Origin of the sequence: Rhodococcus rhodochrous, from assembly GCF_014854695.1 — a bacterium.
GTDB lineage: Bacteria > Actinomycetota > Actinomycetes > Mycobacteriales > Mycobacteriaceae > Rhodococcus.
Map to the genome: position 1 here is coordinate 658689 of NZ_CP027557.1, position 25513 is coordinate 684201.

The 25513-nt window shown below is 67.6% G+C and carries 27 protein-coding genes; 10 read left to right on the forward strand and 17 right to left on the reverse strand.

The genetic code is table 11. The features are described from left to right. Positions 1–26: 26 nt before the first annotated feature. On the reverse strand, positions 27–1373 hold the full coding sequence (locus C6Y44_RS03015) for an MFS transporter (protein WP_120281348.1): 1347 nt from the start codon (positions 1371–1373) through the stop codon (positions 27–29). Between the two features lie 227 nt (positions 1374–1600). Then, a complete protein-coding gene (locus tag C6Y44_RS03020) occupies positions 1601–2746 on the reverse strand; it encodes an oxidoreductase (protein WP_159416774.1) in 1146 nt (381 codons plus the stop codon). A gap of 279 nt (positions 2747–3025) precedes the next feature. On the opposite strand from C6Y44_RS03020, the gene C6Y44_RS03025 reads away from it, so the two are divergent. From C6Y44_RS03025 to C6Y44_RS03050, 6 genes are all read left to right on the forward strand, one after another. Then, a complete protein-coding gene (locus tag C6Y44_RS03025) occupies positions 3026–3913 on the forward strand; it encodes an IclR family transcriptional regulator (protein WP_159419045.1) in 888 nt (295 codons plus the stop codon). Between the two features lie 96 nt (positions 3914–4009). Further along, entirely contained in the window at positions 4010–4876 is an 867-nt protein-coding gene (locus C6Y44_RS03030) for an alpha/beta fold hydrolase (protein ID WP_159416773.1), read from the forward strand. Positions 4877–5044: 168 nt separating this feature from the next. Continuing rightward, positions 5045–6223, forward strand: coding sequence for an acyl-CoA dehydrogenase family protein (locus C6Y44_RS03035; RefSeq protein WP_159416772.1), 1179 nt, complete (start codon positions 5045–5047; stop codon positions 6221–6223). A gap of 34 nt (positions 6224–6257) precedes the next feature. Beyond that, positions 6258–7181, forward strand: coding sequence for a VOC family protein (locus C6Y44_RS03040; protein WP_159416771.1), 924 nt, complete (start codon positions 6258–6260; stop codon positions 7179–7181). Positions 7182–7193: 12 nt separating this feature from the next. Continuing rightward, positions 7194–8363: a 3-hydroxy-9,10-secoandrosta-1,3,5(10)-triene-9,17-dione monooxygenase oxygenase subunit gene (gene hsaA, locus C6Y44_RS03045; protein ID WP_159416770.1), complete on the forward strand. Its 1170-nt coding sequence runs from the start codon at positions 7194–7196 to the stop codon at positions 8361–8363. A gap of 158 nt (positions 8364–8521) precedes the next feature. Continuing rightward, positions 8522–9988 (forward strand): FAD-dependent oxidoreductase, encoded by a 1467-nt coding sequence (locus C6Y44_RS03050; RefSeq protein ID WP_159416769.1) that lies wholly within the window; start codon positions 8522–8524, stop codon positions 9986–9988. 50 nt (positions 9989–10038) lie between these two features. Here the strand turns inward: C6Y44_RS03050 and C6Y44_RS03055 are convergent, their stop codons facing one another. Beyond that, positions 10039–10479: a flavin reductase family protein gene (locus tag C6Y44_RS03055; RefSeq protein WP_225623708.1), complete on the reverse strand. Its 441-nt coding sequence runs from the start codon at positions 10477–10479 to the stop codon at positions 10039–10041. A gap of 318 nt (positions 10480–10797) precedes the next feature. On the opposite strand from C6Y44_RS03055, the gene C6Y44_RS03060 reads away from it, so the two are divergent. Then, positions 10798–11403 carry a TetR family transcriptional regulator gene (locus C6Y44_RS03060; RefSeq protein ID WP_225623709.1) on the forward strand — a complete coding sequence of 202 codons (606 nt, stop codon included), beginning with the start codon at positions 10798–10800 and terminating at the stop codon, positions 11401–11403. 71 nt (positions 11404–11474) lie between these two features. Here the strand turns inward: C6Y44_RS03060 and C6Y44_RS03065 are convergent, their stop codons facing one another. Genes C6Y44_RS03065 through C6Y44_RS03090 form a run of 6 tightly spaced genes read right to left on the reverse strand, consistent with a single transcriptional unit; the run spans position 11475 to position 16425 of the window. Beyond that, on the reverse strand, positions 11475–12605 hold the full coding sequence (locus tag C6Y44_RS03065; protein ID WP_159416768.1) for an acyl-CoA dehydrogenase family protein: 1131 nt from the start codon (positions 12603–12605) through the stop codon (positions 11475–11477). A 1-nt stretch (position 12606) separates the two neighbouring features. Beyond that, positions 12607–13839: an acyl-CoA dehydrogenase family protein gene (locus tag C6Y44_RS03070; protein ID WP_016694679.1), complete on the reverse strand. Its 1233-nt coding sequence runs from the start codon at positions 13837–13839 to the stop codon at positions 12607–12609. A gap of 39 nt (positions 13840–13878) precedes the next feature. Next, positions 13879–15063 carry a lipid-transfer protein gene (locus tag C6Y44_RS03075; RefSeq protein WP_006551928.1) on the reverse strand — a complete coding sequence of 395 codons (1185 nt, stop codon included), beginning with the start codon at positions 15061–15063 and terminating at the stop codon, positions 13879–13881. Next, a complete protein-coding gene (locus C6Y44_RS03080; RefSeq protein WP_006551927.1) occupies positions 15060–15470 on the reverse strand; it encodes a hotdog family protein in 411 nt (136 codons plus the stop codon). Before C6Y44_RS03080 ends, C6Y44_RS03075 begins: the two co-directional genes overlap by 4 nt. Beyond that, positions 15467–15874 (reverse strand): Zn-ribbon domain-containing OB-fold protein, encoded by a 408-nt coding sequence (locus tag C6Y44_RS03085; protein ID WP_016694677.1) that lies wholly within the window; start codon positions 15872–15874, stop codon positions 15467–15469. The genes C6Y44_RS03080 and C6Y44_RS03085 overlap by 4 nt, the downstream gene beginning before the upstream one ends. Then, positions 15871–16425: an FAS1-like dehydratase domain-containing protein gene (locus C6Y44_RS03090; protein WP_016694676.1), complete on the reverse strand. Its 555-nt coding sequence runs from the start codon at positions 16423–16425 to the stop codon at positions 15871–15873. The genes C6Y44_RS03085 and C6Y44_RS03090 overlap by 4 nt, the downstream gene beginning before the upstream one ends. Positions 16426–16620: 195 nt before the next feature. On the opposite strand from C6Y44_RS03090, the gene C6Y44_RS03095 reads away from it, so the two are divergent. Next, positions 16621–17397 (forward strand): SDR family oxidoreductase, encoded by a 777-nt coding sequence (locus C6Y44_RS03095; RefSeq protein WP_016694675.1) that lies wholly within the window; start codon positions 16621–16623, stop codon positions 17395–17397. Beyond that, the gene (locus C6Y44_RS03100) at positions 17394–18308 is read left to right on the forward strand and encodes an SDR family oxidoreductase (protein WP_016694674.1); all 915 of its coding nucleotides are present in this window, start codon (positions 17394–17396) and stop codon (positions 18306–18308) included. The genes C6Y44_RS03095 and C6Y44_RS03100 overlap by 4 nt, the downstream gene beginning before the upstream one ends. Positions 18309–18368: 60 nt before the next feature. On the opposite strand, the gene C6Y44_RS03105 is transcribed toward C6Y44_RS03100, so the two are convergent. The 3 genes from C6Y44_RS03105 to C6Y44_RS03115 form a co-directional block, all read right to left on the reverse strand. Continuing rightward, positions 18369–19028: a GNAT family N-acetyltransferase gene (locus C6Y44_RS03105; protein ID WP_120281360.1), complete on the reverse strand. Its 660-nt coding sequence runs from the start codon at positions 19026–19028 to the stop codon at positions 18369–18371. A gap of 90 nt (positions 19029–19118) precedes the next feature. Continuing rightward, positions 19119–19592, reverse strand: a complete 474-nt coding sequence (locus C6Y44_RS03110) for a nitroreductase family deazaflavin-dependent oxidoreductase (RefSeq protein ID WP_016694672.1) — start codon at positions 19590–19592, stop codon at positions 19119–19121. A 1-nt stretch (position 19593) separates the two neighbouring features. After that, positions 19594–20757 carry a steroid 3-ketoacyl-CoA thiolase gene (locus C6Y44_RS03115; RefSeq protein WP_159416767.1) on the reverse strand — a complete coding sequence of 388 codons (1164 nt, stop codon included), beginning with the start codon at positions 20755–20757 and terminating at the stop codon, positions 19594–19596. 180 nt (positions 20758–20937) lie between these two features. Here C6Y44_RS03115 and C6Y44_RS03120 point away from each other — a divergent pair, with 180 nt between their 5' ends. Further along, entirely contained in the window at positions 20938–22191 is a 1254-nt protein-coding gene (locus C6Y44_RS03120) for a cytochrome P450 (protein ID WP_088897557.1), read from the forward strand. Positions 22192–22273: 82 nt separating this feature from the next. On the opposite strand, the gene C6Y44_RS03125 is transcribed toward C6Y44_RS03120, so the two are convergent. From C6Y44_RS03125 to C6Y44_RS03145, 5 genes are all read right to left on the reverse strand, one after another. Next, positions 22274–22957, reverse strand: coding sequence for a YqeB family protein (locus C6Y44_RS03125; protein ID WP_159416766.1), 684 nt, complete (start codon positions 22955–22957; stop codon positions 22274–22276). Then, complete coding sequence (locus C6Y44_RS03130) at positions 22954–23556, reverse strand: TetR/AcrR family transcriptional regulator (RefSeq protein ID WP_159416765.1); 603 nt, start codon at positions 23554–23556, stop codon at positions 22954–22956. The genes C6Y44_RS03125 and C6Y44_RS03130 overlap by 4 nt, the downstream gene beginning before the upstream one ends. Before the next feature lie 79 nt (positions 23557–23635). Beyond that, the gene (locus C6Y44_RS03135; RefSeq protein ID WP_159416764.1) at positions 23636–24208 is read right to left on the reverse strand and encodes a nucleotidyltransferase family protein; all 573 of its coding nucleotides are present in this window, start codon (positions 24206–24208) and stop codon (positions 23636–23638) included. A 10-nt stretch (positions 24209–24218) separates the two neighbouring features. Then, entirely contained in the window at positions 24219–24632 is a 414-nt protein-coding gene (locus C6Y44_RS03140) for a nuclear transport factor 2 family protein (protein ID WP_120281365.1), read from the reverse strand. Further along, on the reverse strand, positions 24629–25510 hold the full coding sequence (locus C6Y44_RS03145) for a TIGR03619 family F420-dependent LLM class oxidoreductase (RefSeq protein WP_120281366.1): 882 nt from the start codon (positions 25508–25510) through the stop codon (positions 24629–24631). Before C6Y44_RS03145 ends, C6Y44_RS03140 begins: the two co-directional genes overlap by 4 nt. Positions 25511–25513 lie beyond the last annotated feature (3 nt).

Consider the following 25513-nt stretch of genomic DNA (forward strand, 5'->3'; position numbering starts at 1 on the left):
ACAGCCGGAGGAGACGGGCGTTCGGATCAGGCGGTGCGCGCGGTGCGCGGGATCAGCACGGTGATCCCGATGGTCACCACGGAAAGCGCGATGAGCATGCCGCCGACCATGTTGATCCCTGCGAGGGGGGTCGCAGCGAACGCGAGCAGCATTGTCGCGATCGACGTTCCGACACCCTGGCCCGCGGTGCGCAGCACGGCGTTCGTGCCGGTCGTCTCGCTGGTGTTGTGCTCGGGCACGGACTCGACGATCAGGTTCGGAATCGCCGTGTAGGCGAAGGCGGTCGCGACCGACACCACGACGACCATGGCGGTCATGGCCACCACGGAGTGGTGCGCGGTGAGCATGACGACGACGCCGACGATGAACAGGGCGGTGCCGAGCAGCATCGAGGCGCGTGAACCCACTGCGGCGGAGATCCGGCCGCTCAGCGGGGTGCAGACGAATCCGAACAAAGAACCGATGAACGAGAGCCAACCTGCGTGTGTCGCGCTCAGGCCCAGGCCGAAGTCGCCGGTGGAGGGCGTCTGCATGATGATCGGGATGATCATGGTGACCACGCCCAGCGGTCCCGCCGCGATCGCGACGGTCGCCAGCATCGTGAGCGAGAACTTGCGGTCGGCGAACAGTCGCACGTTGATGATGGGGGAAGGGGTGCGCAGTTCCCACCGCACGAGCAGGACCAGGGCGGCGGCGCCACCCAGGATGAGACCGAGGGTGCGCGGGTCCGACCAGCCCCATGCCTGGGACTTGTTGACACCGAGCAGGATCGCGGCGACCGCACCGGCGAAGGTGACCGCGCCGATGTAATCGATCTTCTCGGAGGTCCCGGTGGGCCGACGCCACGGCAGGACGAACCAGACGAGCAACAGAGCGAAGATCGCATATGCGGCTGCGACGACGAAGATCATGTGCCAGCTGGCGTTGTCGATCAGCAGACCGGCGACGAGCAGCGACGCGGAACCTGCTGCGACTGCGGAGCCGGAGATCAATGCGACGGCAACGGGGACGCGGGAGGCGGGAAGGTGCTCACGGGCCAGTCCGATGCACAGCGGCAGGATCGCGCCGGCCACACCTTGGATCGCGCGGCCGATGATGATGCTGGTGAGACTGTCGCCGACGGCGCTGACGATCGAGCCGAGCGCCGCGACGGCGAGCAGGACCATCAGGATCCGTTCCCGGCCGTACATGTCGCCGAGTCGTCCGCACACGGCGGCCGAGGCAGCCGAGACGAGGAGGAAGGCCGTCACCGCCCACCCGACCGTCGATGCGTCGCTGTCGAATTCGGTGATCAACGTCGGGATCGCGGCGAACATCATCGATGTTTCGAACGCGCTGATGATCTCGACGGCGATCAGGACCGACACGATCACCCATACCGGTTGCTGCCGGTCGAACCGGCTCCGCCCCTTCGGGGTTGCGGCTTCCGGCTGGGAGAGTTCATTGGCGTAGGAAGTCAAAGCACATTCCAGACTCTCGGCGGCCCGAGCGCGGGCCGTGTTTCCCTGCCCCACGAATGGGAGTGGCTCGGATCACTTGGTATCGCAGGTGAGAGCTGTCACGCTGTGCTATCTCGCTGAGCGAGACCGCCTTCGGGATGTCAGATCAGCGCGGCCTCGTGTACCGAGCGGTCGAACTCGGGGAGTTCCGCGCCGTTGCGGAGGGTTGTCGCGAGAGAGGGGTCGGCGAGATGCAGACGTCCGATGGCGATCAGATCGAACTCGTCGTCGCCCAGCCGTCGTTCGAGTTCGGGAACGTTGTTGCGCGCGGGCGCGCTGCCCTGGAGGCGGCTCTCCCGCAACGTCGTCGCGATTCCGACACTGCCCACGGCCATCGAATGTGCGCCGGTGACCTTCTTGGCCCAGCCCGCGAGGGTCAGGTCGCTGCCTTCGAATGCCGGAAGGTCGAAGCGGCGGATGCTCGCGTCGAACACGTCGACGCCGGCTTCCTTCAAGGGGGTGAGGACGGCCTTCAGTTCGTCGGGGGTGTGGGCGATCCGGGCCTCGTAGTTCTGCTGCTTGTGCTGCGAGAAACGGTAGAAGATCGGCAGGTCGTTGCCGATGCGCGAGCGGATGGCGGCGACCACCGTCGCGGGGAAGCGGGTGCGGCGCTCGAGGTCGCCGCCCCATTCGTCGTCGCGGAGGTTGGTGCCTTCCCAGAGGAACGCGTCGAGCAGGTAGCCGTGCCCTCCGTGGAGTGCGATGCCGTCGAACCCGGCTTCGGCGGCAGCGGCGGCTGCGTCGGCGTAGGCAGCGACGACCTGTTCGATGTCCTCGGCGGTCATGGCTCGCGTGGGTGCGGAGGCTCGGGCGATGTAGTCCTCGCCGTAGGACGTCACGCCGAGCTCGCCCCAGATCCCGGACGGTCGCATGGGGACGAGGTCGGGGTCGACATCCGCGCTCATTGCGCCCCAGAGGGGGCCGACGTGCCAGAGCTGGGGAACGATGCGTCCGCCCTCGGCGTGGACCGCATCGACGACGCGACGCCAGCCTTCGAGAGCTGCTTCGCCGTACATGTGGGGCACGCGGGGGTTGTCGACTGCCGTCGGGTGCTCGATGGCGACGCCCTCGGTGACGATCAGGGCGGTGCCGCCCGCGGCGCGTCGCCGGTAGTACTCGACCACGTCCGGTCCGGGTACGCCACCCGGGGAGTGGGAGCGGGTCATCGGGGACATCACGATGCGGTTGCGGAGCTCGAGGGAGCGCACCGTCAGGGGGCGGAAGAGGGGGGACTCGGTTTCTGACATCTCGGTCTCGACTCTTTCGGCTCGGCGGGCGACGGGTGCAGGCAGATTCCGCCCACATCCGAGGTTGTACCCATCGCTCGGCCCGGGGGACAGGGACCTCCTGCTCAGTGAGACGTGTCGGCGGACGGTCGGTGAGGAAGACGCGGATCGCGCAATCGGCCCGGTCCGCTGATCGGGAATTGTGCAACAGGTCACTCGCCGAGTACTCTGGCATCCGCTCACAAGAATCAATTTCAGTTTTTCTCTCGTGGGTGATCGGATTCCGGAGAAAGGGTGGCGATGTCCGAGGCGCAACGTACGCAGGTCTCCCAGGCACCGAAGCGCGAATTGCCTGCATCGATGGTCGAGAGAATGACCCTCATCCTCGATGCCTTCGACGATCTCTCATCGCGGCTCACCCTCGAGGAAGTCGCGTGCCGCACCCAACTTCCGCGTTCGACGGTCCACCGCATCCTCGACCAGATGGTGCGACTCGACTGGATCGACCATGCGTCGTTCGGCTACTGCCTCGGTCGCCGCGCAAAGGCCATGGGAGAGGGCGACAACGGACACATCCGTGTCCGCGAGGCCGCGGCACCGCTCCTCCACGAACTGCACATGACCACCGGGATGGTCGCGCACCTGTCCGTGCTCGACGGGCCCGACTGTGTCTACCTCGACAAGATCGGCGGCCAGCTCGCCGCGACGCTGCCGTCGCGGGTCGGTGGACGTGTACCCGCCTACTCCACGGCGGGCGGGAAGGCGCTGCTCGCCGGACTCGAGCCGGAACAGGTCGATGCTCTCTACCCCGGCCCGCACCTGCCGCGTCGCACCGAGCGGACCATCGCCGACCTGTCGACCCTGCACCTCGAACTCAATCGCATCCGCCGTCGTCACGGCCTGGCGTTCGAGACCGGCGAGGCCACCACCGGTATGTCCTGTGTGGGCGCCGCGATCCGCAGCCCCGCATCGCCGGTCGCCGCGATCTCCCTGTGCGGTCCCACCCGTCCCGGCCACCTCGAGCGCATCGCACCCCTGGTCGCCGGCGCGGTTCGCGACATCTCGCACACGCTGTACCCGGAGCTGAGCGCACCTCGTCGCAATCGTGCCGCGCGGAACACTGCAGACTCGTGGTCTCCGCAGGTCATGGAGCAGATGCTCGCCACGCAGTCGGACGGCTGGATGTAACCTGCATACGCTCACCGGCCGCCGGCACGTCCGGAACATCCCGGTGATCGGGAGCGTCCGCGCGACGTGAGGGGAATCACTGGAAGCCTCGTCGGTATGACGACGGAATTCACTTTCGAGAACACGGCGCGGGAACTCGCGACCGACCGCGGCACCCTTCGCTACCACGAAGCCGGCACGGGCGAGCCGCTTCTGCTGCTCCACGGCTCCGGACCGGGCGTCACCGGCTGGCGGAACTACCGCGGTGTGCTCGCCGACCTCGCCGAGCACTTCCGGTGCCTCGTTCTGGAGTTTCCCGGCTTCGGAGTGAGCGACCCGTGCGAAGGACACCCGATGGCCATGGCGTCGGTGGCGGTCACCGATTTCCTCGACGGTCTCGGACTCGACCGCGTCTCGATCATCGGTAACTCGATGGGCGGCATCGTCGGAACGCAGTTCGCGATCGCGCACCCCGATCGGGTCGAAAAGCTCGTCACCATCGGGGGCGCGGGACGATCGGTCTTCGCGCCGGCACCCGGCGAGGGCATCCGGTTGCTCATGGAGTTCACCGACGATCCGACCCGCGAAAAGCTCGTTCGCTGGCTGCGTTCCATGGTGTACGACCCCGCGGTCATCACCGACGAGCTCATCGAGGAGAGGTGGACGCTCGCCACCGAACCGAAGACCCTCGAGATCGCGCGGCGTATGTACAGCACTGCGGCCTTCGCTGCGGGGGCGAAGGCCGCCGCCGCGTCCGACGCCACTCCGTACTGGGCGCAGCTCCACAAGATCACGGCCCCGACCCTGCTCACCTGGGGTCGCGACGACCGGGTCAGCCCCGTCGACATGGCCATGCTGCCCATGCGCGAGCTGCGCCACGGCGAGCTGCACGTATTCCCCAATTGCGGCCACTGGACGATGATCGAGGCCCGTGAGGCATGGCTCTCGGCCGTCCTCGCGTTCCTCACCCGAGAAGACTCCTAGGCAGCGGTCGCCGGGGGTCGGTTCCTCGACCCCCGGCGACCGCCAGGGTGTTCCCGCTCAGTGGAACTCCGGCAATGGAAGTGCTGTTCTCCTGCGACTGTAGGCACCAACGGAACCGACGCTCGCCACGCCGTATCGGGGGCGTCACCCTCACAGGTGGGAGAGATCATGGGACAGGTGCTCGACTCCGTTTCGGAGTTCGCAGACGAGATCCGCGCGGACGGTGCCGAAGGCGACACACTCATGCGTCTGACCGACCGCAGCGCCAAGCGGCTTCGTGATGCCGGCGTCATCCGGCTCCTGCAACCGAAGGAATTCGGGGGTCTCGAGGCGCACCCGCGCGAGTTCGCCGAGACCGCCATGGCCATCGGCGCGATGGACGGCGCGACGGGCTGGGTCAGCGGCATCGTCGGTGTCCACCCCTGGGAGATGGCCTTCTTCGACCCGAAGGCGCAGGAGGAGGTGTGGGGCGAGAACCCGGACACCTGGATCGCCTCCCCGTACGCGCCGATGGGTGTCGCAACTCCCGTCGACGGTGGATACATCCTCAACGGCCGCTGGTCGTTCTCCTCGGGCACGGACCACTGTGACTGGGTCATGATCGGCGCTGCCGTCGGCGACAAGGACGGCAACCGGCTGAGCCCCCCGCAGAGCCTGCACGTGCTGCTGCCGCGCTCCGACTACCGCATCGACCACGAGAGCTGGAACGTGGTCGGCCTGCGCGGCACCGGCTCGAAGGATCTGATCGTGGAGAACGCCTTCCTGCCCGAATACCGCACCCTGCGCGCCGAGCGTGTCATGGGCGGGGTGGCGTGGCAGGACGCCGGACGTGACGAGACGCTCTACAAATTCCCCTTCTCGTGCATCTTCCCGCTGGGTATCACCTCGTCGCTCATCGGCATTGCCGAAGGCGCCCTGAACTGCTACATCGAGTCGCAGCGTGAGCGGGTCACGGTCTCCGGCACCGCGATCAAGCAGGATCCGTACGTGCTCTCGGCCCTCGGCGGGGCCGCTGCGGAGATCGCCGCCTCGCGCGCCGCGATCCTCGAAACCGTCGATCGGTTCTGGGACATGACGGAGAAGGGCATCGAGGTCACCTTCGAGCAGCGCGCGATCGGTCGGCGCACGCAGACCGCCGCCGCCTGGCGGGCCGTGGCCGCGGTCGACGAGATCTTCGCCCGTGCCGGCGGCGGCGCACTGCAGTTGACCAACCCGCTGCAGCGCTTCTGGCGCGACGCCCATGCGGGTCTGAGCCACGCCATCCACGTGCCCGGATCGATCTTCCATGCTTCCACGCTCTGCCAACTCGGCGAGGAGCCGCAAGGCATGATGCGGTCGATGATCTGACACCACAACCCTTACGGCGAAGGAACTTTCGGATATGACGGACATCCGGGGCCTGGGTTATCTCAGGATCCAGACCACAGACATCGCGCGGTGGCGCGAACTCGTCGTCGACGGACTCGGTATGGCGATCGGTACCGGCCCCGAACCCTACGGCCTGTACCTGCGTGTCGACGAACGCCGGGCACGTCTGATCGTGCTTCCGGGCGAGATCGACAAGGCGCTCGCCGTCGGATGGGAGGTGCGGGACGAGTTCGCCCTGAGCCGTGTGCGCGAAGCGGTCGAGAAGGCCGGTATCGCGGTGGAGGTGCTCTCCGAGGAGGAATCGACCTACCGCGACGCCGAGCAGGTCATCGCCTTCGACGATCCGGGCGGCACCCGCACCGAGGTGTTCTTCGGTCCGGTGCTCGACCACAGTCCGGTCGTGACGCCGTTCGCCGGTGTCTTCCACACCGGCGAGGAAGGTCTCGGCCATGTCGTCCTGCCCACCGCGGCGTTCGCCGAGTCGTACGAGTTCTACACCGAGGTACTCGGTTTCCTCCCGCGCGGCGCGACACGACTCGGTGGTCTGTCGGCACCGCCGCCGGTGCGGCGGGTGCGCTTCCTGGGTGTCAACCGTCGCCACCACAGCCTCGCGCTGTGCCCGGCCCCGCCCGGAACCGAGCCCGGTCTCGTCCATCTGATGCTCGAAGTCGACACGCTCGACGCGGTCGGCCAGGCCCTGGACAGGGTGAACAAGCTCGGGTTCTCGATCTCGTCGACGCTGGGCCGCCACACCAACGACAAGATGGTCTCCTTCTACGTGCGTGCCCCGGGCGGATGGGACATCGAGTTCGGGACCGAAGGGATGCTCGTCGACGAAACCTTCTACACCGCAGAAGAGATCACGGCGGACAGTTACTGGGGACACGACTGGTCCGGTTCCGAACCTCTCGCGGCGTTCTCGCCTCCCGCGGGCTGACCGCGACACTTCATGGTCGCCGACGACGTTCCGGGCGCGGTGCGGGACCTGATTCCCGCCATCGCCGACCGCGCGGCGGACACCGACCGGCTCGGCCGCATCTCCGACGAGACGGTGCGTGATCTGGTCTCCGCCGGCGTGTTCCGCATGCTGCAGCCGCGCCGATACGGCGGGTCGGAGACCGAGCCGACGCGTTTCTACGAGGTCGTACGCACCGTTTCGAAAGCCTGTGGTTCGACGGGCTGGGTCACATCCATCGTCGGCGTCCACCCCTGGCATCTCGCACTGTTCGACGATCGAGCGCAGCAGGACGTCTGGGGTGAGGACGATTCGACACTCGTCTCGTCGGCGTATGCCCCGGTCGGCCGTCTCGTCCCGGTCGACGGGGGCTACCGGCTGTCCGGGACATGGATGTTCTCGTCCGGCTGCCGATTCGCGTCGTGGGCACTCCTCGGCGCGGTGGTCGTCGGCTCGGAGGGCAGGCCGGTCGATTTCGTCACGGTGCTCGTACCGCGGAGCGACTACACGATCCGCGACGTGTGGAACGTCGTCGGAATGCGGGGGACGAGCAGCGACGAGATCGTCGTCGACGAGGTGTTCGTTCCCGCCCACCGTGTCAAGCGCAACTACGAGACCTCGCAGCTGCGCGGTCCCGGGCAGAAGGTCAATACCGGACCGCTGTACCGGATTCCGTTCGCTGCGTTGTTCACCACCGCCGTCGCCGTACCCATCGTGGGGGTGGTCGCCGGCTGCTACGACGAGTACCTGTCGTCGATGCGCGAACGAGTGCGGCTGAGCCTGGGCGGAGGCCGGTTCGTGGACGACCCGTTCGCTCAGGTCGCCGTGGGACGCGCAGCATCGGACATCGACGCCGCGACACTGCAACTCGACCGCAACATCCGCGAACTGTGGGACCTGGCGCGGGCGGGCAGGGAGATTCCGTTGGACCTGCGTCTGCGCACCCGGCGCGACCAGGTACGCGCCACCGAGCGGGCGGTGGAGGCGATCGACCTGTTGTTCAAGACGGCCGGAGGCACGTCGCTGTTCCTCGGGGGAATCATCGAACGGGCCTGGCGCGACGCGCATGCCGGGAGCGTCCACGTCGCCAACGAACCCGAGCGTGCCTATGCGTTGTACGGCCGGAACGCCTTCGGCCTGCCGGTCGAGGACAACCTGATCTGAGCATCGGCGATGCCTTTTCGTAGGTGCTCGCTCCGAATTTCTCGAACAGCGGGAACTTCCCGACGTCGATCCGGAATGCCGTTTACGGTCCGGAGGGATCACCCGACCCCCGTGCGGAACAGTCTGCCGCGCATCGCTATCGGAAGGAACTTCCTCCCATGAGCACTTCCCCGGTCCGTCCCGTCCCCGTCCGCGACATCGGAAGCTGGGACCTCGAAGCCGATGTCGTGGTCGCCGGTTTCGGTATCGCCGGTGTCTCCGCCGCGATCGGTGCGGCCGAGAGCGGAGCGGACGTGCTGGTGCTCGAACGCACCGGCGGTGGCGGGGGAGCAGCCGCCCTGTCGGGCGGGATCGTCTATCTCGGCGGCGGCACCCGGTTGCAGAAGGCCTGCGGGTTCGACGACACCCCGGAGAACATGAAGACCTTCCTCGCCGCGGCTCTCGGACCGGGTGTCGACGAGGACAAGCTCGACGTCTACTGCCAGGGCAGCGTCGACCACTTCGACTGGCTCGAAGCGTGCGGGGTGCCCTACAAGGAGAGCTTCTGGTCGCAGCCCGGCTGGGAGTGCCCTGTCGACGATTCGCTGATGTACAGCGGTGGAGAGAACGCTGCGCCGTTCCACACGCTCGTCGAACCCGCTCCGCGCGGACATCTCGCCCAGGTGACCATGCCGCGCAACGGAGAGCAGGCCGCCGGCTACGTGCTCATGACCACCCTCATCGCCAAGGCGGCCGAGGTCGGCGTCCGCGTCGAATCCGACGTCCGGGTGCAGCGACTCGTCGTCGACGAAACCGGGCGGGTCGTGGGCATCGTCGCCACGCGGTTCGGTGGGACCATCGCGGTCCGGGCGCGCGGCGGCGTCGTGCTCGCCACCGGATCGTTCGCCTACAACGACGAGATGATGCAGGCGTACGCGCCGCGGCTCTACCAGCGTCCTGCGGCGACCGTCGAGGAACACGACGGTCGCGGCATCCTGATGGCCCAGGCTCTCGGCGCACGACTGGCACACATGGACGCGTGCGAGGTCGCCTTCTTCTGCGATCCCCAGCTGATCGCACGCGGCATCCTCGTCAACGGTCGCGGTCAGCGTTACGTCGCCGAGGACACCTATCCCGGCCGCGTCGGTCAGCTCACCATGTACCAGAACGACAACCAGGCGTTCCTCGTCCTCGACGAACAGGCCTACGAGGAGGGCATGGCGGCGCCGAGTTCGAGTCCGCAGCTGCGTCACCGGCCCACCTGGGTGTGTGAGACGGTCGCCGAACTCGAATCCGAGATGGGACTGCCCGCGGGTGCACTGACCGCGACGGTGGAGTTGTACAACAAGCACGCCGAGCAGAGGACGGATCCGGTCCTCGGGAAGAAGCCCGAGTGGGTGCGGCCGATCGGTTCCCCGATCGCGGCGATCGACCTGCGGAACATGACCGGCGGTTTCACCCTGGGCGGCCTGCAGACCTCGGTCGACTCGGAGGTCCTGCACGTGGACGGCGATCCGATCCCCGGCCTGTATGCGGCGGGTCGCTGCACGTCCGGTCTGTCGGCCTGGGGTTACTGCAGCGGTATCTCGCTCGGCGACGGCAGCTTCTTCGGGCGGCGGGCCGGCATCCGCGCAGCCGCCTCGTAGACGACGGGATGTGCGTGCGGTGCTCGTCCATCGCACGCACACCTTCCCCGTCAGCGGCCGAGGTCGAACCCGCCGCGGTAGAACACCATCGGGCTCTCGTCGCCGAGGCATTCGAGTTCGGCGACGCGGCCGATGACGACATCGTGATCACCTGCTACGTGCACGTCCTCGATCGAGGCGTGCACCCGCATGAGCACACCCGGTAGGGACGGGGTGCCCCAGCGGGAGAGCTCCCAGTCGAGGCCGTCGAACTTGAGACCGCGGCTCGAACCGAACCGGGAGCACAGATCGGTCTGGTTCGCACCGAGCACGTTGACGGTGAACCGGCCGGTGCGGCGAAGTCGCGGCCAAGCTCGTCCGCGGTGATCGGCGCAGAACAGCACGAGGGGCGGCTCGAGCGAGACCGACGCGAACGACTGGCACGCGAAGCCGGTGGGGCCGTCCTCGTCGAGGCCGGTCACGACGGTGACGCCGCTCGCGAAGCGCCCCATGGCGCGGCGCATCTCGTCCGGGCCGGGCCGGGCACGTCGACGTCGAACTCGGCTTCGTAGGTCGGTATCCGGGTCTGCATGTGACTCACTCCGATTCGCTCTGGTCGCTGCCTCCGGCGACGTCCTTCGAATCGAGCGTATGGGTGACGCGTGACACCTCGGAACGGCTTCTCGCTGAGTGGACTTCCTGCCGGAACGACCCGGGTCGGCGAGGCCCCGAGCTCCCACCGTTCGGGACCGCAGAAAAACCGCGATGCGACAATCTGCCCGACGGCGCGGGACAGAAACGACGGGCCGTCATCGTGGAAAGGGGAACCGGTGCCCAGAATCGGTAAGGCGCGGGACGGAGCCGAGCCGACCTCGGCCGAGCAGCGGCGACGGCAGGTGCGGATCCTCGAGGCCGCAGCACGGCTGGGATCCGAACACGAACTGGCCCGCGTGCAGATGACCGAGGTCGCGAAGAGTGCCGGGGTGGCGATCGGGACCCTCTACCGGTACTTCCCGTCGAAGACGCACCTGTTCGTGGCGGTGCTGCTCCACCGGCTCGAACTCGGCGCGGATCGGTTGCCGGCGCGGAAACCGGGTATGAGTGCCCGGGATGCGATCACCGAGGTGCTGATCGAGATGACCAGGCGGTTCGTCGACCGGCCTCTCCTGGCCTCCGCGATGTTGCTGTCCAACAGCACCGCCCCCGCGGCGGTGGTGCCGGATTCCGAAGAGGTGAGGCGGACGTTCCACCGCATCCTGTTCGACAAGGCGGGCCTCGACGACCCGACCGAACAGGATCGGAACGCCGTGCGGCTGCTGTCGATGATGTGGTCCGGTCTGCTGGTCGCGTATCTCAACGGTGCAGCGACGCTCGAGGAGACCGAGGCGGACGTGCGGAGCAGCTGCGAGCTGTTGCTCGTCCATCTGACGGAATAGCGACAGGTCCGGATACGACGCGAGTCCCTCTCCCGTGTGGAAAAGGGACTCGCGTCGTGAGTGCGGGCCGGCTATCCGGCGGCGCCGATCGAGGGTGCGGTGTCGAGGACGTCCCCGAGCGCAGCGGCGGTCGCGTCCGCCCCGCCGAAGGTGAACGCCAACTGCCGTCCCCACAGGAAGTAGCGGTGGATCGGGTAGTCGATGTCGGCGCCGATACCACCGTGCAGGTGCTGGCCGGTCAGACCGACCCGCACACCGCCGCGGGATGCCCACCACTTGGCGACCAGGGCCGCGGACTCGGCTTCGTCCTCGCGTCCGACGTCGATCAACCATGCCGCCTTGCGCACCGTGAGCCGGATCGCTTCGGTGTCGAGGTAGGCGTCGGCCGCGCGCACCGCGACAGCCTGATTCGTGGACAACGGGCGGCCGAACTGCACGCGTTCGGAGGTGTACTTGGCCGTCGCCCGCAGCGTCTCCTCGCACACCCCGAGCTGAACGGCAGCAAGAGCGATGCGGATACGACGACGGGTCCAGGCCGCGATCTCCTCACCGTCACCGGGCAGGACGTCCTCGGCTCCGATGTGCACGTCCGTGAAGCGCACCGCCGCTTCGGCGCCACGTCCGGTCACGGCGACCGGGACAGCCTCGACGCCGGTCGCGTCCACCGGCGCCACCACCACGGCGACCGAGTCGTCGTCACAGCGGACCGGGACGACGACGCCGGCGATGATGGGAGCCCACGGAACGGACGGAATCTCACCGCTGATGACGAGGTCGTCGCCCTTGCGGATCGCGGTCACGGTGGGGCTCGCGCCCGGAGTGTCGTCGAACGCGCCGGTCAGGACGACCGACCCGTCGATGAGCTTCGGAACGTAACGCTCGACCTGGGTTTCCGTGCCGAACTGTGCGAGCGGAAGAGCCGCACCGGCCACAGTGGACCACACGGGAACGGGGGCGACGCGACGGCCCTGCTGCTGCAGGATCGTCGTGAGCCCGAGCATGCCCATGCCGGCGCCGCCGACGGACTCGGGTAGAGCGAGTCCGAGGAGCCCGGCGTCGGCGAGTGCCTGCCACAGGGTGGCGTCGAAGCCGCCTTCCTTGCGCTCCACCTCGACCACACGCTCGACCTTGGCCAGCGAACCGAAGACCTGCGACGCGAGGTCCTCGACCGCGATCAGGTCGTCATCGAGTTCGAATTCCATGTCAGCTCCTCGTCTCGGCCGGCGTCTTCACCGCAGCCTGTGCCGTCGCGTCGGGGCGCCTACGGGCGCCCAGGGTCATTCCGAGGGTCTTCGCCGCCACGATCTCGCGCATCACCTCGTTGCTGCCACCACCGAAGGTGTTGTTCTGCGCGCGTCGGCCGAGCGCTTCGACGCGGCCTTCGATCACGGCGCCGTGGCTACCGGGACGCAGCAGACCGCGGGCGCCGAGCACCTCCTGCAACATGCCGTAGGCCGCGACCACGCCCTCGGTTCCGAACACCTTCGCCGCGGCGGAGTCGCCACCGTCGAGGGTGTTGGCCGCGATGTCCGACACCAGACGCAGGTTCACCAGGTCGGCGGCCGACAACAGCGCGTAGACCTCGGCCAGAGTCGAACGGACCCACGGGACGTCGAACAGCACGCCGGGGCCGAAGGGCTCCTGCTTCGCCCAGGCGAGCACCTCGTCGTACATCTCGTTGGCGATGCCACCGCGGGCGGCCAGCGCGACACGCTCGTGGTTGAGCTGGCTCGTGATCAGGGTCCAGCCGCCGTTGAGCTCGCCGACGACGTTGCTCAGCGGAACGCGGATGTTCTCGTAGTACGTGACCGCCGTGCTGATTCCGCCGACGGTCTGGATCTCGGTGGCGGAGAAGCCCGGCGACGAGGTCGGCACGAGCACGACCGAGATCCCCTTGTGGCGGGGCGCGTCCGGATCGGTGCGCACGGCGAGCCAGATCCAGTCGGCGAAGATGGCCGAACTCGTGAACAGCTTGTTGCCGTCGATGACGAGTTCGTCACCGTCGATGCGGGCCCGCGTCTGGAGCGCGGCGAGGTCGGTGCCGGCGCCGGGCTCGGTGTACCCGATCGCGAACTTCAGTTCACCCGTGAGGATCTTGGGAAGGAAGAAGTCCTTCTGCTCCTGCGTGCCGTACTTCATCAGTGCCGGGGCGACGGTGTTGAGCGTGACCAACGAGACCGGCGCGCCGGCGCGGATCGTCTCGTCGTAGAAGACGTAGAGCGCCTCAGGGTCCTCACCACGTCCGCCGTACTCCTCGGGCCATCCCAGGCCGAGCCAGCCGTCGGCGCCCATCTGCCGGTAGATCTTGTCGAAGACCGGTCCACCCTCGGTCTGATCGACCAGGGCGCGTCGATCGTCGTCGTCGATGATGCGGGCGAAGTACTCCCGCAGTTCGGTGCGCAGCCGCCGTGACTTGTCGGACAGCTCGGGATGCATGTGGTCTCCTGAGAGGTGGTCGGGGCCCGGGTTGCGGGCCTAACGGTCGGCCGAGAGGACGATCGCGCTGTGCGGCACCGGCGATCCGCCTGTGACGAGCACGTTGTCGAGTGTCTTCGCCGGCTGGTTCACGGAGGTGCCGCGGATGAGCCGGACGCCTTCGGCGATGCCGTTGACGCCGTGGATGTAGCCTTCACCGAGCTGACCGCCGTGGGTGTTGATCGGCAGTCGCCCGTCCACCTCGAGGTTGCCGTCGGCGATGAAGTCCTTCGCCTCACCGCGACCGCAGAAGCCGTACTCCTCGAGCTGGAGCAGGACCATGGGGGTGAACGCGTCGTACAGGATCGCGGCGTCGATACCTTCGGGGCCGAAACCGGCCTGTGCCCACATCTGCCGGGCGACGAGCTCCACCTCGGGCATCGCGTCGATGTCCTTGCGGTAGTAGCTGCTCATCGAGATCTGCTGAGGGCCGACACCCTGCGCTGCAGCGGTGATGATCGCCGGCGGGTGCGGAAGATCCCGTGCGCGTTCGGCACTCACGATGACCAGTGCCTGGCCGCCGTCGCTCTCCTGGCAGCAGTCCAGCAGACGCAGCGGGTCGGCGAGCATCCGCGAGTTCTGGTGGTCGTCGAGGGTGATGGGCCGCTCGTAGAACCAGGCCTTGGGATTGTTCGCCGCGTGCTTGCGCGAGAGCACCGAGATCTGCCCGAAGTCCGCGCTGGTCGCCCCGTACTTGTGCATGTAGGTGCGGGCCAGGAAGGCTTCCTGCTGAGCGGGAGTGAGCAGACCGTACGGGTTGATCCAGTTCCGGTATTCCTGGTCGGTGCTGGAGTTGTACGCGAAGGGCGGCGGCCCGGCGCCGAAACGATGGCCCGAGCGCTCGTTGAAGGCGCGATAGACGACCACGACGTCGGCGACACCGCTCGAGACGGCGAGGGCGGCCTGCTGCACGGGCGCGCAGGCGCCGCCACCGCCGTGCGGGATCCGGCTGAAGAACTTCAGTTCCGGGATGCCGAGCGCGCGGGCGACGGCGATCTCGGGGTTGGTCTCCATGGTGAACAGCGCGAAGCCGTCGACCTCTTCGACGCCGATCTGCGCGTCCTCGAGAGCGGCGAGGACCGACTCGCACGCGAGTTGCCATTCGCTGCGGCCGGAGTTCTTGGAGAATTCGGTGGCTCCGATACCGGCGATAGCGGCGGCTCCGGAGAAGCCCTTGACGGTCATCGGCTCTTCCTCTCGTAGGGCTCCACCACGACCTCGGCGGTGACGTGGACGCCTCTGCTGTTGCGGCCCTGCACCTTCAGGGTGACGGCCGCGCCGTCGACTGCGGTCACCTCACCGTTCATGTGCATGGGGTCGCCGGGGAAGCAGGGCACGCCCAGGCGCAGCGACGCGCGGCGTACACGCGCCGACGGCCCGGTCCAGTCGGTGACGTACCGGTCGACGAAACCGTTGGTGGCGTTGATGCTCATGAACACGTCCGGGGTGCCGCGTCCGAGTGCGGCAGCCGGGTCGTGATGCACGTCCTCGAAATCCTGTGACGCGATCGCGGTGGCCACGATGGTCGTGCGATCCATCGGCAGGACGAGCTCGGGAAGCGACTGTCCGACAGTGCATTCGGTGAGATTCATGCTTCTCCTCCGGGCTTGCGCAGCTGGGGCAGGATCTCGCCGTGCGCGTGCTCGGAGAATCCCACCTCGAGTTCCATGCCGATCTCGAGGGTGTCGTGGTCGACGCCCGCGATGTCGGCGACGATGCGGATTCCTTCGTCGAGGTCGATCAGCCCGACGGCGAGCGGGTACTCGAAGGCCGGATCCTGCGGGTGGTGGATGATCGTCCAGCTGTGAAGCGTTCCGCGCCGCGAGGATTCGACGGTCTTCCACTCGAACGAGCGGCACGCGGGGCAGGCCGGGCCCGGGGGATGGCGCAGAGTGCCGCAGTCGCTGCACTGCTGGATCTCGAGTCGGCCCTCACGGACGGCGTCGAACCAGAACTGGTTGTCCTGGGTGATGGTGAGCCGGGGGACGGCGGTCATCGCGTCTCCTTGTCGGTGTTCGGGTTGAACCGGAGCATCCGGAAGCGTTCCTCAGCGACGACTTCGCCGTTCTGGTCCTCGTAGCGCTTGTACAGCGTGAAGAATCGGCCGTCGCCGAGACCCGTTCGCTTGATCTCCGATACGGACTCGATCGTGTAGTGGGCGGTGATGTGATCGCCCGGGACGAGTTCGCGGTGGTAGTCCTGCTCGACGTTCGTCGCCACGACGGAGGTGAAACCCTCGCGATCGAGGTCGGCGAGCATCCGGGAGTACGCGAAATCCTCCACGACGCCCTCGGCCCGCTTGCGCTGCACATCACGCCAGCGGCGGTAGCCGGCCATGATCCAGGTGGAGATCATGGCGGGCGGGCAGACGATGGAGTCGCGCCCGGTTTCGCGGGCGGCCTCGGCGTCGACGTAGATCGGGTTGAAGTCGTCGTGGGCCTCGACCCAGTTGCGGATCATGGCGTCGTTGACGGCGTACCGGGCCACGCGGGGTGGTTCGGCCACCTGCCCGACGTATTTCTCGTAATCCTGCTCGACGGTCTGCATGGCCCAGTCACTCCTCTTCGACACGCGCGTTCGTCGTCACGCTAAGTGGGGCCGACAAGCAAGTTCCCGTGATTCCCACTGAGCAGGAGCAGTGGCGGAGGACGAGGGGGAGCAGTACCGAACCAAGCGATTGCTTGGTAAGTTGTCGGCGTGAGACCCGCGCATTCTGCGGGGTGAACGACGTGGAGGCAGCGAATGGATCTGGGACTCGGCGGTGCGGTCGTGCTCGTCACCGGGGGGATACGAGGAGTCGGTGCGGGCATCACCAGGGTGTTCCTGCGCGCCGGAGCGACCGTCGTGACATGCGCACGCAACGAACCCGAACAGCCTGTCGAAGTGGACGGGCGGACCGCGGAGTTCCTGAAGTGCGACGTTCGCGACGCCGATCAGGTCGGCACGTTGATCGAGACCATCGTGGAGCGTCACGGTCGGCTCGACGCCGTGGTGAACAACGCCGGCGGGTCGCCGTACGCACTGGCGGCCGATGCCAGCCCGAAGTTCCACGCCAAGATCGTGGAACTGAACCTGCTGTCCCCGCTGCTGGTCGCGCAGGCTGCCAACGCGGTGATGCAGAAGCAGGACACCGGCGGCTCGATCGTCAACATCTCGAGCGTGAGCGGATCGCGCCCCTCGCCGGGAACCGCGGCTTACGGTGCGGCCAAGGCGGGCGTCGACAGTCTCGCACAGTCGCTCGCCGTCGAGTGGGCACCGAAGGTACGGGTGAACTCGGTGGTGGTCGGGCTCGTCGAAACCGAACAGTCGCATCTGTTCTACGGCGACAAGGCAGGCGTCGCCGCAGTCGGCGAGACCGTTCCGCTGGGGCGGCTGGCCCAACCCGAGGACATCGGCCACTGCGCCGCATTCCTGGCCTCTCCGCTGTCGGCCTACGTCAGCGGATCGACATTGACCGTCCACGGCGGCGGTGAACGCCCTGCCTACATGGCAGCGGCCGAAACGAAGGAGACGAAGTGAGTGGACTGCTGGACGGGCGCGTCGTCATCGTGACCGGCGCCGGGCGAGGACTGGGCCGTGCCCACGCCCTCGCCTTCGCCGCGGAGGGTGCGAAGGTCGTCGTCAACGACATCGGTGTCGGCAGTGACGGAACGGCGACGGGGGAGAGCCCCGGCGAACTGGTGGTCGAGGAGATCCGGGCTGCCGGCGGCGAAGCCGTCGTCAACGGTGACGACGTCGCCGACTGGGCCGGTGCCGAGAACCTCGTGAAGACGGCGCTGGACAACTTCGGCCGCCTCGACGTGCTCGTCAACAACGCGGGTTTCCTGCGCGACCGCATGCTCGCCAACATGAGCGAAGAGGAATGGGACGCGGTCATCCGTGTGCACCTCAAGGGACACTTCGCGCCGATGCGTCACGCCATGACCTACTGGCGCGCCGAGTCCAAGGCCGGCAACCCCGTCGACGCCCGCATCATCAACACCAGCTCGGGCGCCGGACTGATGGGCAGCATCGGTCAGGGCAACTACGCCGCCGCCAAGGCCGGCATCGCGACGCTCACGATCCAGGCCGCAGCCGAATTCGGCCGCTACGGCGTGACCGTCAACGCGATCGCACCCTCGGCGCGCACCCGCATGACCGTCGGTGCCGGTGGCGCGATGGCCGAGATGATGGCCGCGCCCGAAGAGGGTTTCGACGCCATGGCGCCGGAGAACGTCTCGCCGCTCGTCGTATGGCTCGGCAGTGCCGAAGCGAAGGACGTGACCGGGCGCGTGTTCGAGGCCGAAGGTGGCAAGGTGTCGCTGGCCGACGGATGGCGCCACGGTGAGGCGATCGACAAGGGCGACCGCTGGGATCCGAAGGAACTCGGTCCCGTCGTCGAGAAGCTGATCGCAGCGTCGCAGCCGCCGACGCCGGTCTACGGAGCGTGATGTCCCCGTGCGCGTTTCCGGTGATCGTCACCGGAAACGCGCACGGACGGCGTCGTCGATCTAGGCGGGCGTACGGACGATGAGGGTGGAGCCGGGGAAGTAGGCGGCGAGTTCGGAACGCGCCTGCTTGAGCGTGGCGGTGCCGTAACCCTGCTTGCGGAACTCGGGATGCACCCAGATCCGCACGTCGACCTCGTTGCCGGTCAGCTCGCCGAACGCGAACCCGATGGCCTTCGGCTCGTCGCCTGAAAGGTCTTCGGCCACAAGCCACATCCCGGATTCGTCGTCCATCAGCTCGGTGCCGCGTTGCCGCTCGGACTCGACCCGCTCGTCGCTGTCGTCACCCAACTGGTCGGCGCAGCGCTGCTTGAACAGCGCGGTGTCGGCGGCGCTGTGGGAGATGGGCCGCAACCGGAAATGCGCGCCGGTCGCGTACGGACGCGCCGCCGTCGTCCACTGCAGCACCGCATCGAGATCGTCGAGTTCTTCACGGATCTTCTTCCGCTCCGCCTGCGTCAGGCGGCGGAACGGAAGGTTCAGCACGGCCTCCGCGCAGAACTCGTCGGTGTCGAGCAGCGAGGCGAGCTTCGCGACCGCGTCGCCCCGATCCTTGCTCTCGACGATCACGTCGAGCACCTCGTGGCGTCGTTCGAGCGCCCGGAGCAGCGCGGCCGCGATCTCCCGCCGGTCGAGCACCTTGTCGTGATTGGTGGTTGCCATCGTGCGACATCCCTTCGTCGAGAACCTGGACGTACGAGACTCAGTATTCCCGCACGGGACCGTCCCGGCGAACCGTGCCGGCCGGGACGCTCACTCGCACACCACGACGGGAATCACACGGTCGGTCCACGACTGGTAGTTGTCGAAGTCCGGGTACATCGCCGTCAGACGCGGCCAGTAGGCCGCTCGTTCCTCGTCGCTCGCGACCCGGGCCCGCATGGTCCGGATGCGCGACTTGATCTGCACCGTGACCTCCGGGTTCGCCTGGATGTTGCGGAACCACAAGGGGTGCTTGGGCAGTCCTCCCTGGGAGGCGACGAGGACCACCTTGTCGCCGTCCTCGAGGAACAGCAGCGGTGCCGTCCGCGGCTGCCCGGTCTTCCGCCCGATCGTGGTCACCAGGCACACCGGGATGCCCCACGGGAAGGCGCTTCCCACGCGCCACTTCCCGCCGATGCGACCGCCGGTCGCCCGGTACGCCGCGACGTTGAACCGCGACATCCACTTGATGATCGAGACCGTGGCCTTCGAATCGAGGCCCTTCGGTGCCGCTTCGGTGCCCATGTCAGATGCGCTCGATGATGGTGCCCGTCGCCAGCGCGCCGCCGGCGCACATCGAGATCAGAGCGGTCGATGCGTCGCGGCGCTCGAGTTCGTGCAGCGCGGTGGTGATGAGACGGGAACCGGTCGATCCGACGGGGTGGCCGAGCGCGATCGCGCCGCCGTTGACGTTGACCTTGTCCATGTCGGGTCCGTGCACCTGGGCCCAGGACAGCAGCACCGATGCGAACGCCTCGTTGACCTCGAACAGGTCGAGATCGCCGATGTTCATGCCCGCCTTCTCGAGAACCTTCGTCGTGGCCTGGACGGGGCCGTCGAGGTGGAACTCGGGTTCGGCGCCGACGAGTGCCTGCGCGACGATCCGCGCCCGCGGCTTCAGTCCGAGCGCCTTCGCGCGGTCGGAGTCCATGAGCAGCACGGCTGCGGCTCCGTCGGAGATCTGCGAGGAGGTGCCGGCCGTGTGGATGCCCCCCTCGAGTACGGGCTTCAGCTTCGCCAGCGACTCGGCCGACGTCTCGCGCAGACCCTGGTCGCGGGTGACGGTCGCCTTCTCGCCGGTGCGGTTGCCCTCCTTGTCGACGACGGGAGCGACGACCGGCAGCACCTCGCGGTCGAACCGGCCCTCGTCCCAGGCATGCTTCGCGAGTTGCTGCGACCGCACGCCGAGCGCGTCGACGTCCTCACGGGTGATACCGCGGCGCCGCGCGATGCGCTCGGCGGCCTCGAACTGGTTGGGCATGTCGATGTTCCACGACTCGGGGCGACGCGGGCCGGCCTGATCGCCGACGTTGGCGCCGAGGGGCACCTGGGTCATCGCCTCGATGCCGCACGCGATGCCCACGTCGATGGCGCCGGTGGCGATGAGACCCGCGATGAGGTGGTTGGCCTGCTGCGCCGATCCGCACTGGGCGTCGATGGTGGTCGCGCCGACCTGCCAGGGCAGGCCGGCGTTGAGCCACGCGGTGCGGGTGATGTTGTTGGACTGGGCGCCCGCCTGGGTGACGCAGCCACCGATGACCTGTTCGACGAGCTCGGCGTCGATGCCGGCACGTTCGACGAGTCCGGCCTGGACGGCGCCCAGGATCTCGGCAGCGTGCAGGCCCGCGAGCCATCCACCCCGCTTGCCGATCGGGGTCCGTGCGGCCTCGACGATGACTGGTGTGCCCACTTCGGGCTCCTTTCTCCTACGTTCTTCGCAAAATAGAACAGGTTTCTCCGAGAGGCAACAGAACTTGATTATCCCACGGACGTGCGGATCTCTTGGTCGCACGGCGCACCTGTGTTTGAATGGTTCTAGAACGTGTTCCAAATCACGCGAGCGGTACTCGCCAGGGCAGGAGAGATATCAGTGGCGCAGCCGAACATCCCCGAAGACATCGACTTCACCGATCCCGATCTGTACGCAGACCGTATGCCGTTCGAAGAGTTCGCGGAACTGCGCAAGACGGCACCGGTGTGGTGGAACAAGAAGTCTCCCGACGTCGGTGGTTTCCACGACGAGGGTTTCTGGGTTGTCTCCCGGCACGAGGAGGTCCGTGAGGTCTCCCGCCGGAGCGACGTGTTCTCCAATTGGGAGAACACTGCGATTCCGCGGTTCAACGACGACATTCCGCGCGAGGCCATCGAACTGCAGCGTCACGTCCTGCTCAACAAGGACGCCCCCGAGCACACCAAGCTGCGCAAACTCGTCGCCCGCGGTTTCACGCCCCGTGCGATCAACGGCCTGCGCGACGAGCTCGACCGTCGCTCCAAGATGATCGTCCAGGAGGCCTGCCAGGCCGGTCAGGGTGACTTCGTCACGCAGATCGCCGCGGAACTGCCGCTGCAGGCGATCGCCGATCTCATCGGCGTCCCGCAGGAGGACCGCGCGAAGATCTTCGAGTGGTCCAACCAGATGACGGGCTACGACGATCCGGACAACACCGCCGATCCGGCGGCCGCCTCCATGGAGGTGCTGGGCTACGCCTACCAGATGGCCGCCGCCCGCAAGGAGAACCCGGCCGACGACATCGTCACCACCCTCATCGAGGCCGACATCGACGGCGACGAGCTCGCTCCCGAGGAGTTCGGCTTCTTCTTCATCGTCCTCGCGGTGGCCGGCAACGAGACCACCCGCAACGCCATCACCCATGGCATGGCGGCCTTCCTCGACAACCCCGAGCAGTGGGAGATCTTCAAGCGCGACCGGCCGAAGACCGCCGCCGACGAGATCATCCGCTGGGCCACTCCGGTCACCTCGTTCCAGCGCACGGCGCTCGAGGACACCGAACTCGGCGGACAGACGATCCGCAAGGGCGAGCGTGTCGTCATGCTGTACGCCTCGGCCAACAACGACGAAGAGGTGTTCGAGAACCCCCGCGAGTTCGATATTCTCCGGGATCCCAACCCGCACCTCGCCTTCGGTGGCACCGGTGCGCACTACTGCCTCGGCGCGAACCTCGCCCGCATGGAGATCGACCTGATCTTCAACGCCATCGCCGACCACATCCCCGACATCACCAAGATCGGCGACCCGCACCGTCTGCGGTCGGGCTGGCTCAACGGCATCAAGGAGTTCCAGGTCGACTACAAGACCTCGGGAGGATGCCCGGTCAAGCACTGATCGGACCACAGCGCAGGTTCCCGGACGCCGTCAGGTGTCCGGGAACCTCGTCGTTTTCGTACCCCACTGCCGGGAGGGAGATCTACGCCAGGAGGCGGTACTCCTGGTGATGCCCCCGGTCGCGTACGACGACGCCGAGTTCCTGCAGTTGCTCGTGCAGTGCGGTGGCAAGATGTGTGTTCTTGCCGGACAGCGCTTCCCGTCGCTCCCGCAACAGGGTGTGGGTCTGCTCGTCCAGGCCGGGGTGCCCCTCGATCCACCGGGTGAACGATTCCTCGTGGGTGTTCTTCTCGCTCCACGGATAACCGTGCGCCGTGAATGCGTCGGCGACGGCTCGGTCGTTCAGGTCGTCGGCCTTGCGTCGCGCGAGTTCTCGCTCCGCAGAATCGAGCAGGACGAGATCGCGGCCTTCGCGGAACACCGACCCGACCTTCGCGCGCGGCACGTACAAATCGCGCTCGTCCTGGGTCAGCAGCACTCCTTCGGAATCCACGGTCAGTGCCAGGGACTCGTGGATCGCCGTCGAGGCGAGGAAGAGTCCTGCGCCGATGCCGACGACGGTGAGGAGCGGGATCGTCCACGCCGTGGTGAGACCGGCCAAGAGTTCGAGCGGGCCGGGAACCGCCGGAAGGGTGTCGACCGCCCACGTCGACACGGCCGGCGCGACGAAGCCGAGTCCGAGACCGGCGAGAGCGCACAGGATCCCCAGCGCCCCCGGAACGACGGGGGAGACGGTTACGCGAGTGGCATCGTCGTGCATCCTCATGATCGTGGTCCTTTCGAGTGTCCGGTGAGATAGCGCTGCACGATCGTCCGGATCGTCCCGACCGGATCGACGGCCGCGGGATTGTCCGCGTACAGGAACGCCGAATCCTTGATCGCGCTGATCCAGGTCGCGGCGGCCACCGGATCGAGCGACGGGTCGATCCGGTCGCCCGCTCTGCGCAGGAGGTGGGTGAGCCCCTCGATCACGATGCCGTCGTCCTCGTCGAGGATCTCGGCGAGGACGGGGTCGTGGCCGACCTGGCGGATCACCTCGACCACGAGTCCTCCGGCTGCAGGATCCGTGGCCTGCCCGACGAGTTCGGCGACCATGTCGAGGAGGGCCTCCAGGGGATCGTCGGCGTCGCGATGACGCTCCACGAGGGCCCGGGTCTCGGGTAGGCCCTGCTCGAAGATCGCGCGGAACACTCCGCGCTTGTCGCCGAAGTAGTGGAAGACCGTGCCGGAACTGACACCTGCCGCCTCGGCGATCGCCGTCACCGGGGTGGCGTCGAAGCCGCGCTCGGCGAACAGGGTGGCGGCGGAGTCGATGATCGCGGTGCGGCGGCGGGCTCGGAGTTCTGGGTCGACGGTGCGTGCCATGACTCCAATGTATTAATTGATCAACTCGTCAGTCAATTAATTGGCCAAAGCCGAGCGGGCTCGGTGTCGCGAGGCGGCCTCAGCGCAGGCGCCGAAGATCCTCGGGCGTATCCACGTCGCCGGCCTCGGCGAGGTCGCTGCAGTCCACCCGGCGTACCCGATCCCGGTTGCGGGCGAGGAACGACCGCGCACCTTCGTCGCCGGTGGCCTCGTCGGCCGCAGTCAGCGCGTCGGCGTGGTCGAACACCACCGGGTGACCGGGACGATCCTCGAAGACGGGGAGCGTGACCGTGCCCGGCCGGTGCTCTGCCAGGACGTGACGCACCAGATCGGCCGTGATGCCGGGAAAGTCGACGACGGTGAGCGCGACCCGGTCGTGGGTGCGCGCAGCGTCGACCCCACGGCGCAGGGAGGTCGACATGCCGTCGGGCCAGTCGGGATTGTGCACTGCGGTGACGCCGGCCGGGCAGGCTGCGGCCACCTCGTCGCCGAACGCACCGACCACCACCACGACCTCGTCGCAACCACCGCCGAGCAGCGCATCGACGACGGTATGCAGCAGGGGACGGCCACGGTGGGGGAGCAACGCCTTCGCGCGTCCACCCATCCGCGAGCCGTCCCCTGCTGCGAGAACGATTCCGGCGGTCGGCATACCGCCGATGCTACGAGACCGGTCGCACAGTCTTCATCGCGCGATCCACTTCCCAGAACGCACGCAGCGACACGATCTTCCCGTCGTCGTCGACCCGGTAGACGAACACGCCCTCCGCGTCGATGAGATTGCCCGCCATCGTGGTGCGGATCGTGCCGATGTTGACGCACTCGCTGCCGCATACCAGCACGTCGTCGACGAGGAACTCGAGCTTGTCGGTGTTCGCGATGGTCATGTCGTAGAACTTCGCGATCGCCTCGTGGCCGTGGTGTCCCTTGCCCTCGGGGTCGAAACCGGACGGGCCGACGGGATCTTCGACGCACGCATCCTCGGCGAACAGCGCGAGCCACTCGTCCTTGCATTTCCCGCTCGCCGCCGTCTGCGACGCCCGGGCCGCCACGCGCGCCGGATGTTCCTCGCTCATGCCGCGTCCTTTCCGTGGATGTACTTGTCGGCGAACTTCCGCAGCGATTCCTGCTTCGCCTCGAGCGGCGAGTCGAATCCGTGCCCGTCGAAGATCCACGGCACCACGATGATGTCGGTGACCCCGGCGTCGGCGAGTTCGGCATAACCGGAGCTGCCGAACCTGTCGACGCACACGGCCTGGATCTCGAACGGCTCGTCGCTGCGGCCGTACTCGGCACGCAACTCGCGCAGGCGCGTGATGACCTCGACGAGATCGTCGTACTTGATCATCGCCGACGTCCAACCATCCCCGACCCGGGCCGCGCGCCGCAGCGCCACATCGGTGTGCCCACCGACGTAGAACGGCACCGGCTCGGTGGGGGCGGGGCTCATCTGGAGCCGGTCGAAATCGTAGAACTCGCCGTGGTGCTCGACCATGCCACCGCCGAGGATCAGCTTCAGCACGTCGATCATCTCGTCCACGCGCTTGCCGCGCTTGGCGTACGGGACGCCGCACCACTCGAATTCCTCCGGCGCCCATCCGATCCCGACACCGAGACCGAACCGGTTGCCGGTGAGATTGGCGACCGAACCGACCTGCCGGGCCAGCAACACCGGATTGCGCGAGCCGAGTTTGAGCACCTGCGTGTAGAACCGGATCGTCGACGTGGCGGCCGCCATGGACGCCGCGGCGATGAGCGGATCGACCCACGGGGTGTCGGGTGTCCACATCCGCGAACCGTCGGGGGTGTACGGATAGTCGACCGTCTGCTTCTCCATGTAGAACAGGGAGTCGGGCAGGGCGATCGACGTGTATCCGCACTCCTCGGCGGTCTGCGCGATGCCGGTGAGCTGGTCGAGCGGGGTCATCGCGACCCCGACGGTGAACGAGACCATGCC

Coding starts and splice junctions, on each gene's coding strand:
- C6Y44_RS03130 (WP_159416765.1), bottom strand. CDS start 23,556: ATGGCACGCACCGTCGACCCAGAACTCCGAGCCCGCCGCCGCACCGCG.
- C6Y44_RS03145 (WP_120281366.1), bottom strand. CDS start 25,510: ATGGTCTCGTTCACCGTCGGGGTCGCGATGACCCCGCTCGACCAGCTC.
- C6Y44_RS03065 (WP_159416768.1), bottom strand. CDS start 12,605: ATGGAATTCGAACTCGATGACGACCTGATCGCGGTCGAGGACCTCGCG.
- C6Y44_RS03055 (WP_225623708.1), bottom strand. CDS start 10,479: ATGGGGCGCTTCGCGAGCGGCGTCACCGTCGTGACCGGCCTCGACGAG.
- C6Y44_RS03030 (WP_159416773.1), top strand. CDS start 4,010: ATGACGACGGAATTCACTTTCGAGAACACGGCGCGGGAACTCGCGACC.
- C6Y44_RS03040 (WP_159416771.1), top strand. CDS start 6,258: ATGACGGACATCCGGGGCCTGGGTTATCTCAGGATCCAGACCACAGAC.
- C6Y44_RS03095 (WP_016694675.1), top strand. CDS start 16,621: ATGGATCTGGGACTCGGCGGTGCGGTCGTGCTCGTCACCGGGGGGATA.
- C6Y44_RS03090 (WP_016694676.1), bottom strand. CDS start 16,425: ATGCAGACCGTCGAGCAGGATTACGAGAAATACGTCGGGCAGGTGGCC.
- C6Y44_RS03050 (WP_159416769.1), top strand. CDS start 8,522: ATGAGCACTTCCCCGGTCCGTCCCGTCCCCGTCCGCGACATCGGAAGC.
- C6Y44_RS03110 (WP_016694672.1), bottom strand. CDS start 19,592: ATGGGCACCGAAGCGGCACCGAAGGGCCTCGATTCGAAGGCCACGGTC.
- hsaA (WP_159416770.1), top strand. CDS start 7,194: ATGGTCGCCGACGACGTTCCGGGCGCGGTGCGGGACCTGATTCCCGCC.
- C6Y44_RS03105 (WP_120281360.1), bottom strand. CDS start 19,028: ATGGCAACCACCAATCACGACAAGGTGCTCGACCGGCGGGAGATCGCG.
- C6Y44_RS03125 (WP_159416766.1), bottom strand. CDS start 22,957: ATGAGGATGCACGACGATGCCACTCGCGTAACCGTCTCCCCCGTCGTT.
- C6Y44_RS03080 (WP_006551927.1), bottom strand. CDS start 15,470: ATGAATCTCACCGAATGCACTGTCGGACAGTCGCTTCCCGAGCTCGTC.
- C6Y44_RS03035 (WP_159416772.1), top strand. CDS start 5,045: ATGGGACAGGTGCTCGACTCCGTTTCGGAGTTCGCAGACGAGATCCGC.
- C6Y44_RS03140 (WP_120281365.1), bottom strand. CDS start 24,632: ATGAGCGAGGAACATCCGGCGCGCGTGGCGGCCCGGGCGTCGCAGACG.
- C6Y44_RS03070 (WP_016694679.1), bottom strand. CDS start 13,839: ATGCATCCCGAGCTGTCCGACAAGTCACGGCGGCTGCGCACCGAACTG.
- C6Y44_RS03020 (WP_159416774.1), bottom strand. CDS start 2,746: ATGTCAGAAACCGAGTCCCCCCTCTTCCGCCCCCTGACGGTGCGCTCC.
- C6Y44_RS03085 (WP_016694677.1), bottom strand. CDS start 15,874: ATGACCGCCGTCCCCCGGCTCACCATCACCCAGGACAACCAGTTCTGG.
- C6Y44_RS03075 (WP_006551928.1), bottom strand. CDS start 15,063: ATGACCGTCAAGGGCTTCTCCGGAGCCGCCGCTATCGCCGGTATCGGA.
- C6Y44_RS03025 (WP_159419045.1), top strand. CDS start 3,026: ATGTCCGAGGCGCAACGTACGCAGGTCTCCCAGGCACCGAAGCGCGAA.
- C6Y44_RS03135 (WP_159416764.1), bottom strand. CDS start 24,208: ATGCCGACCGCCGGAATCGTTCTCGCAGCAGGGGACGGCTCGCGGATG.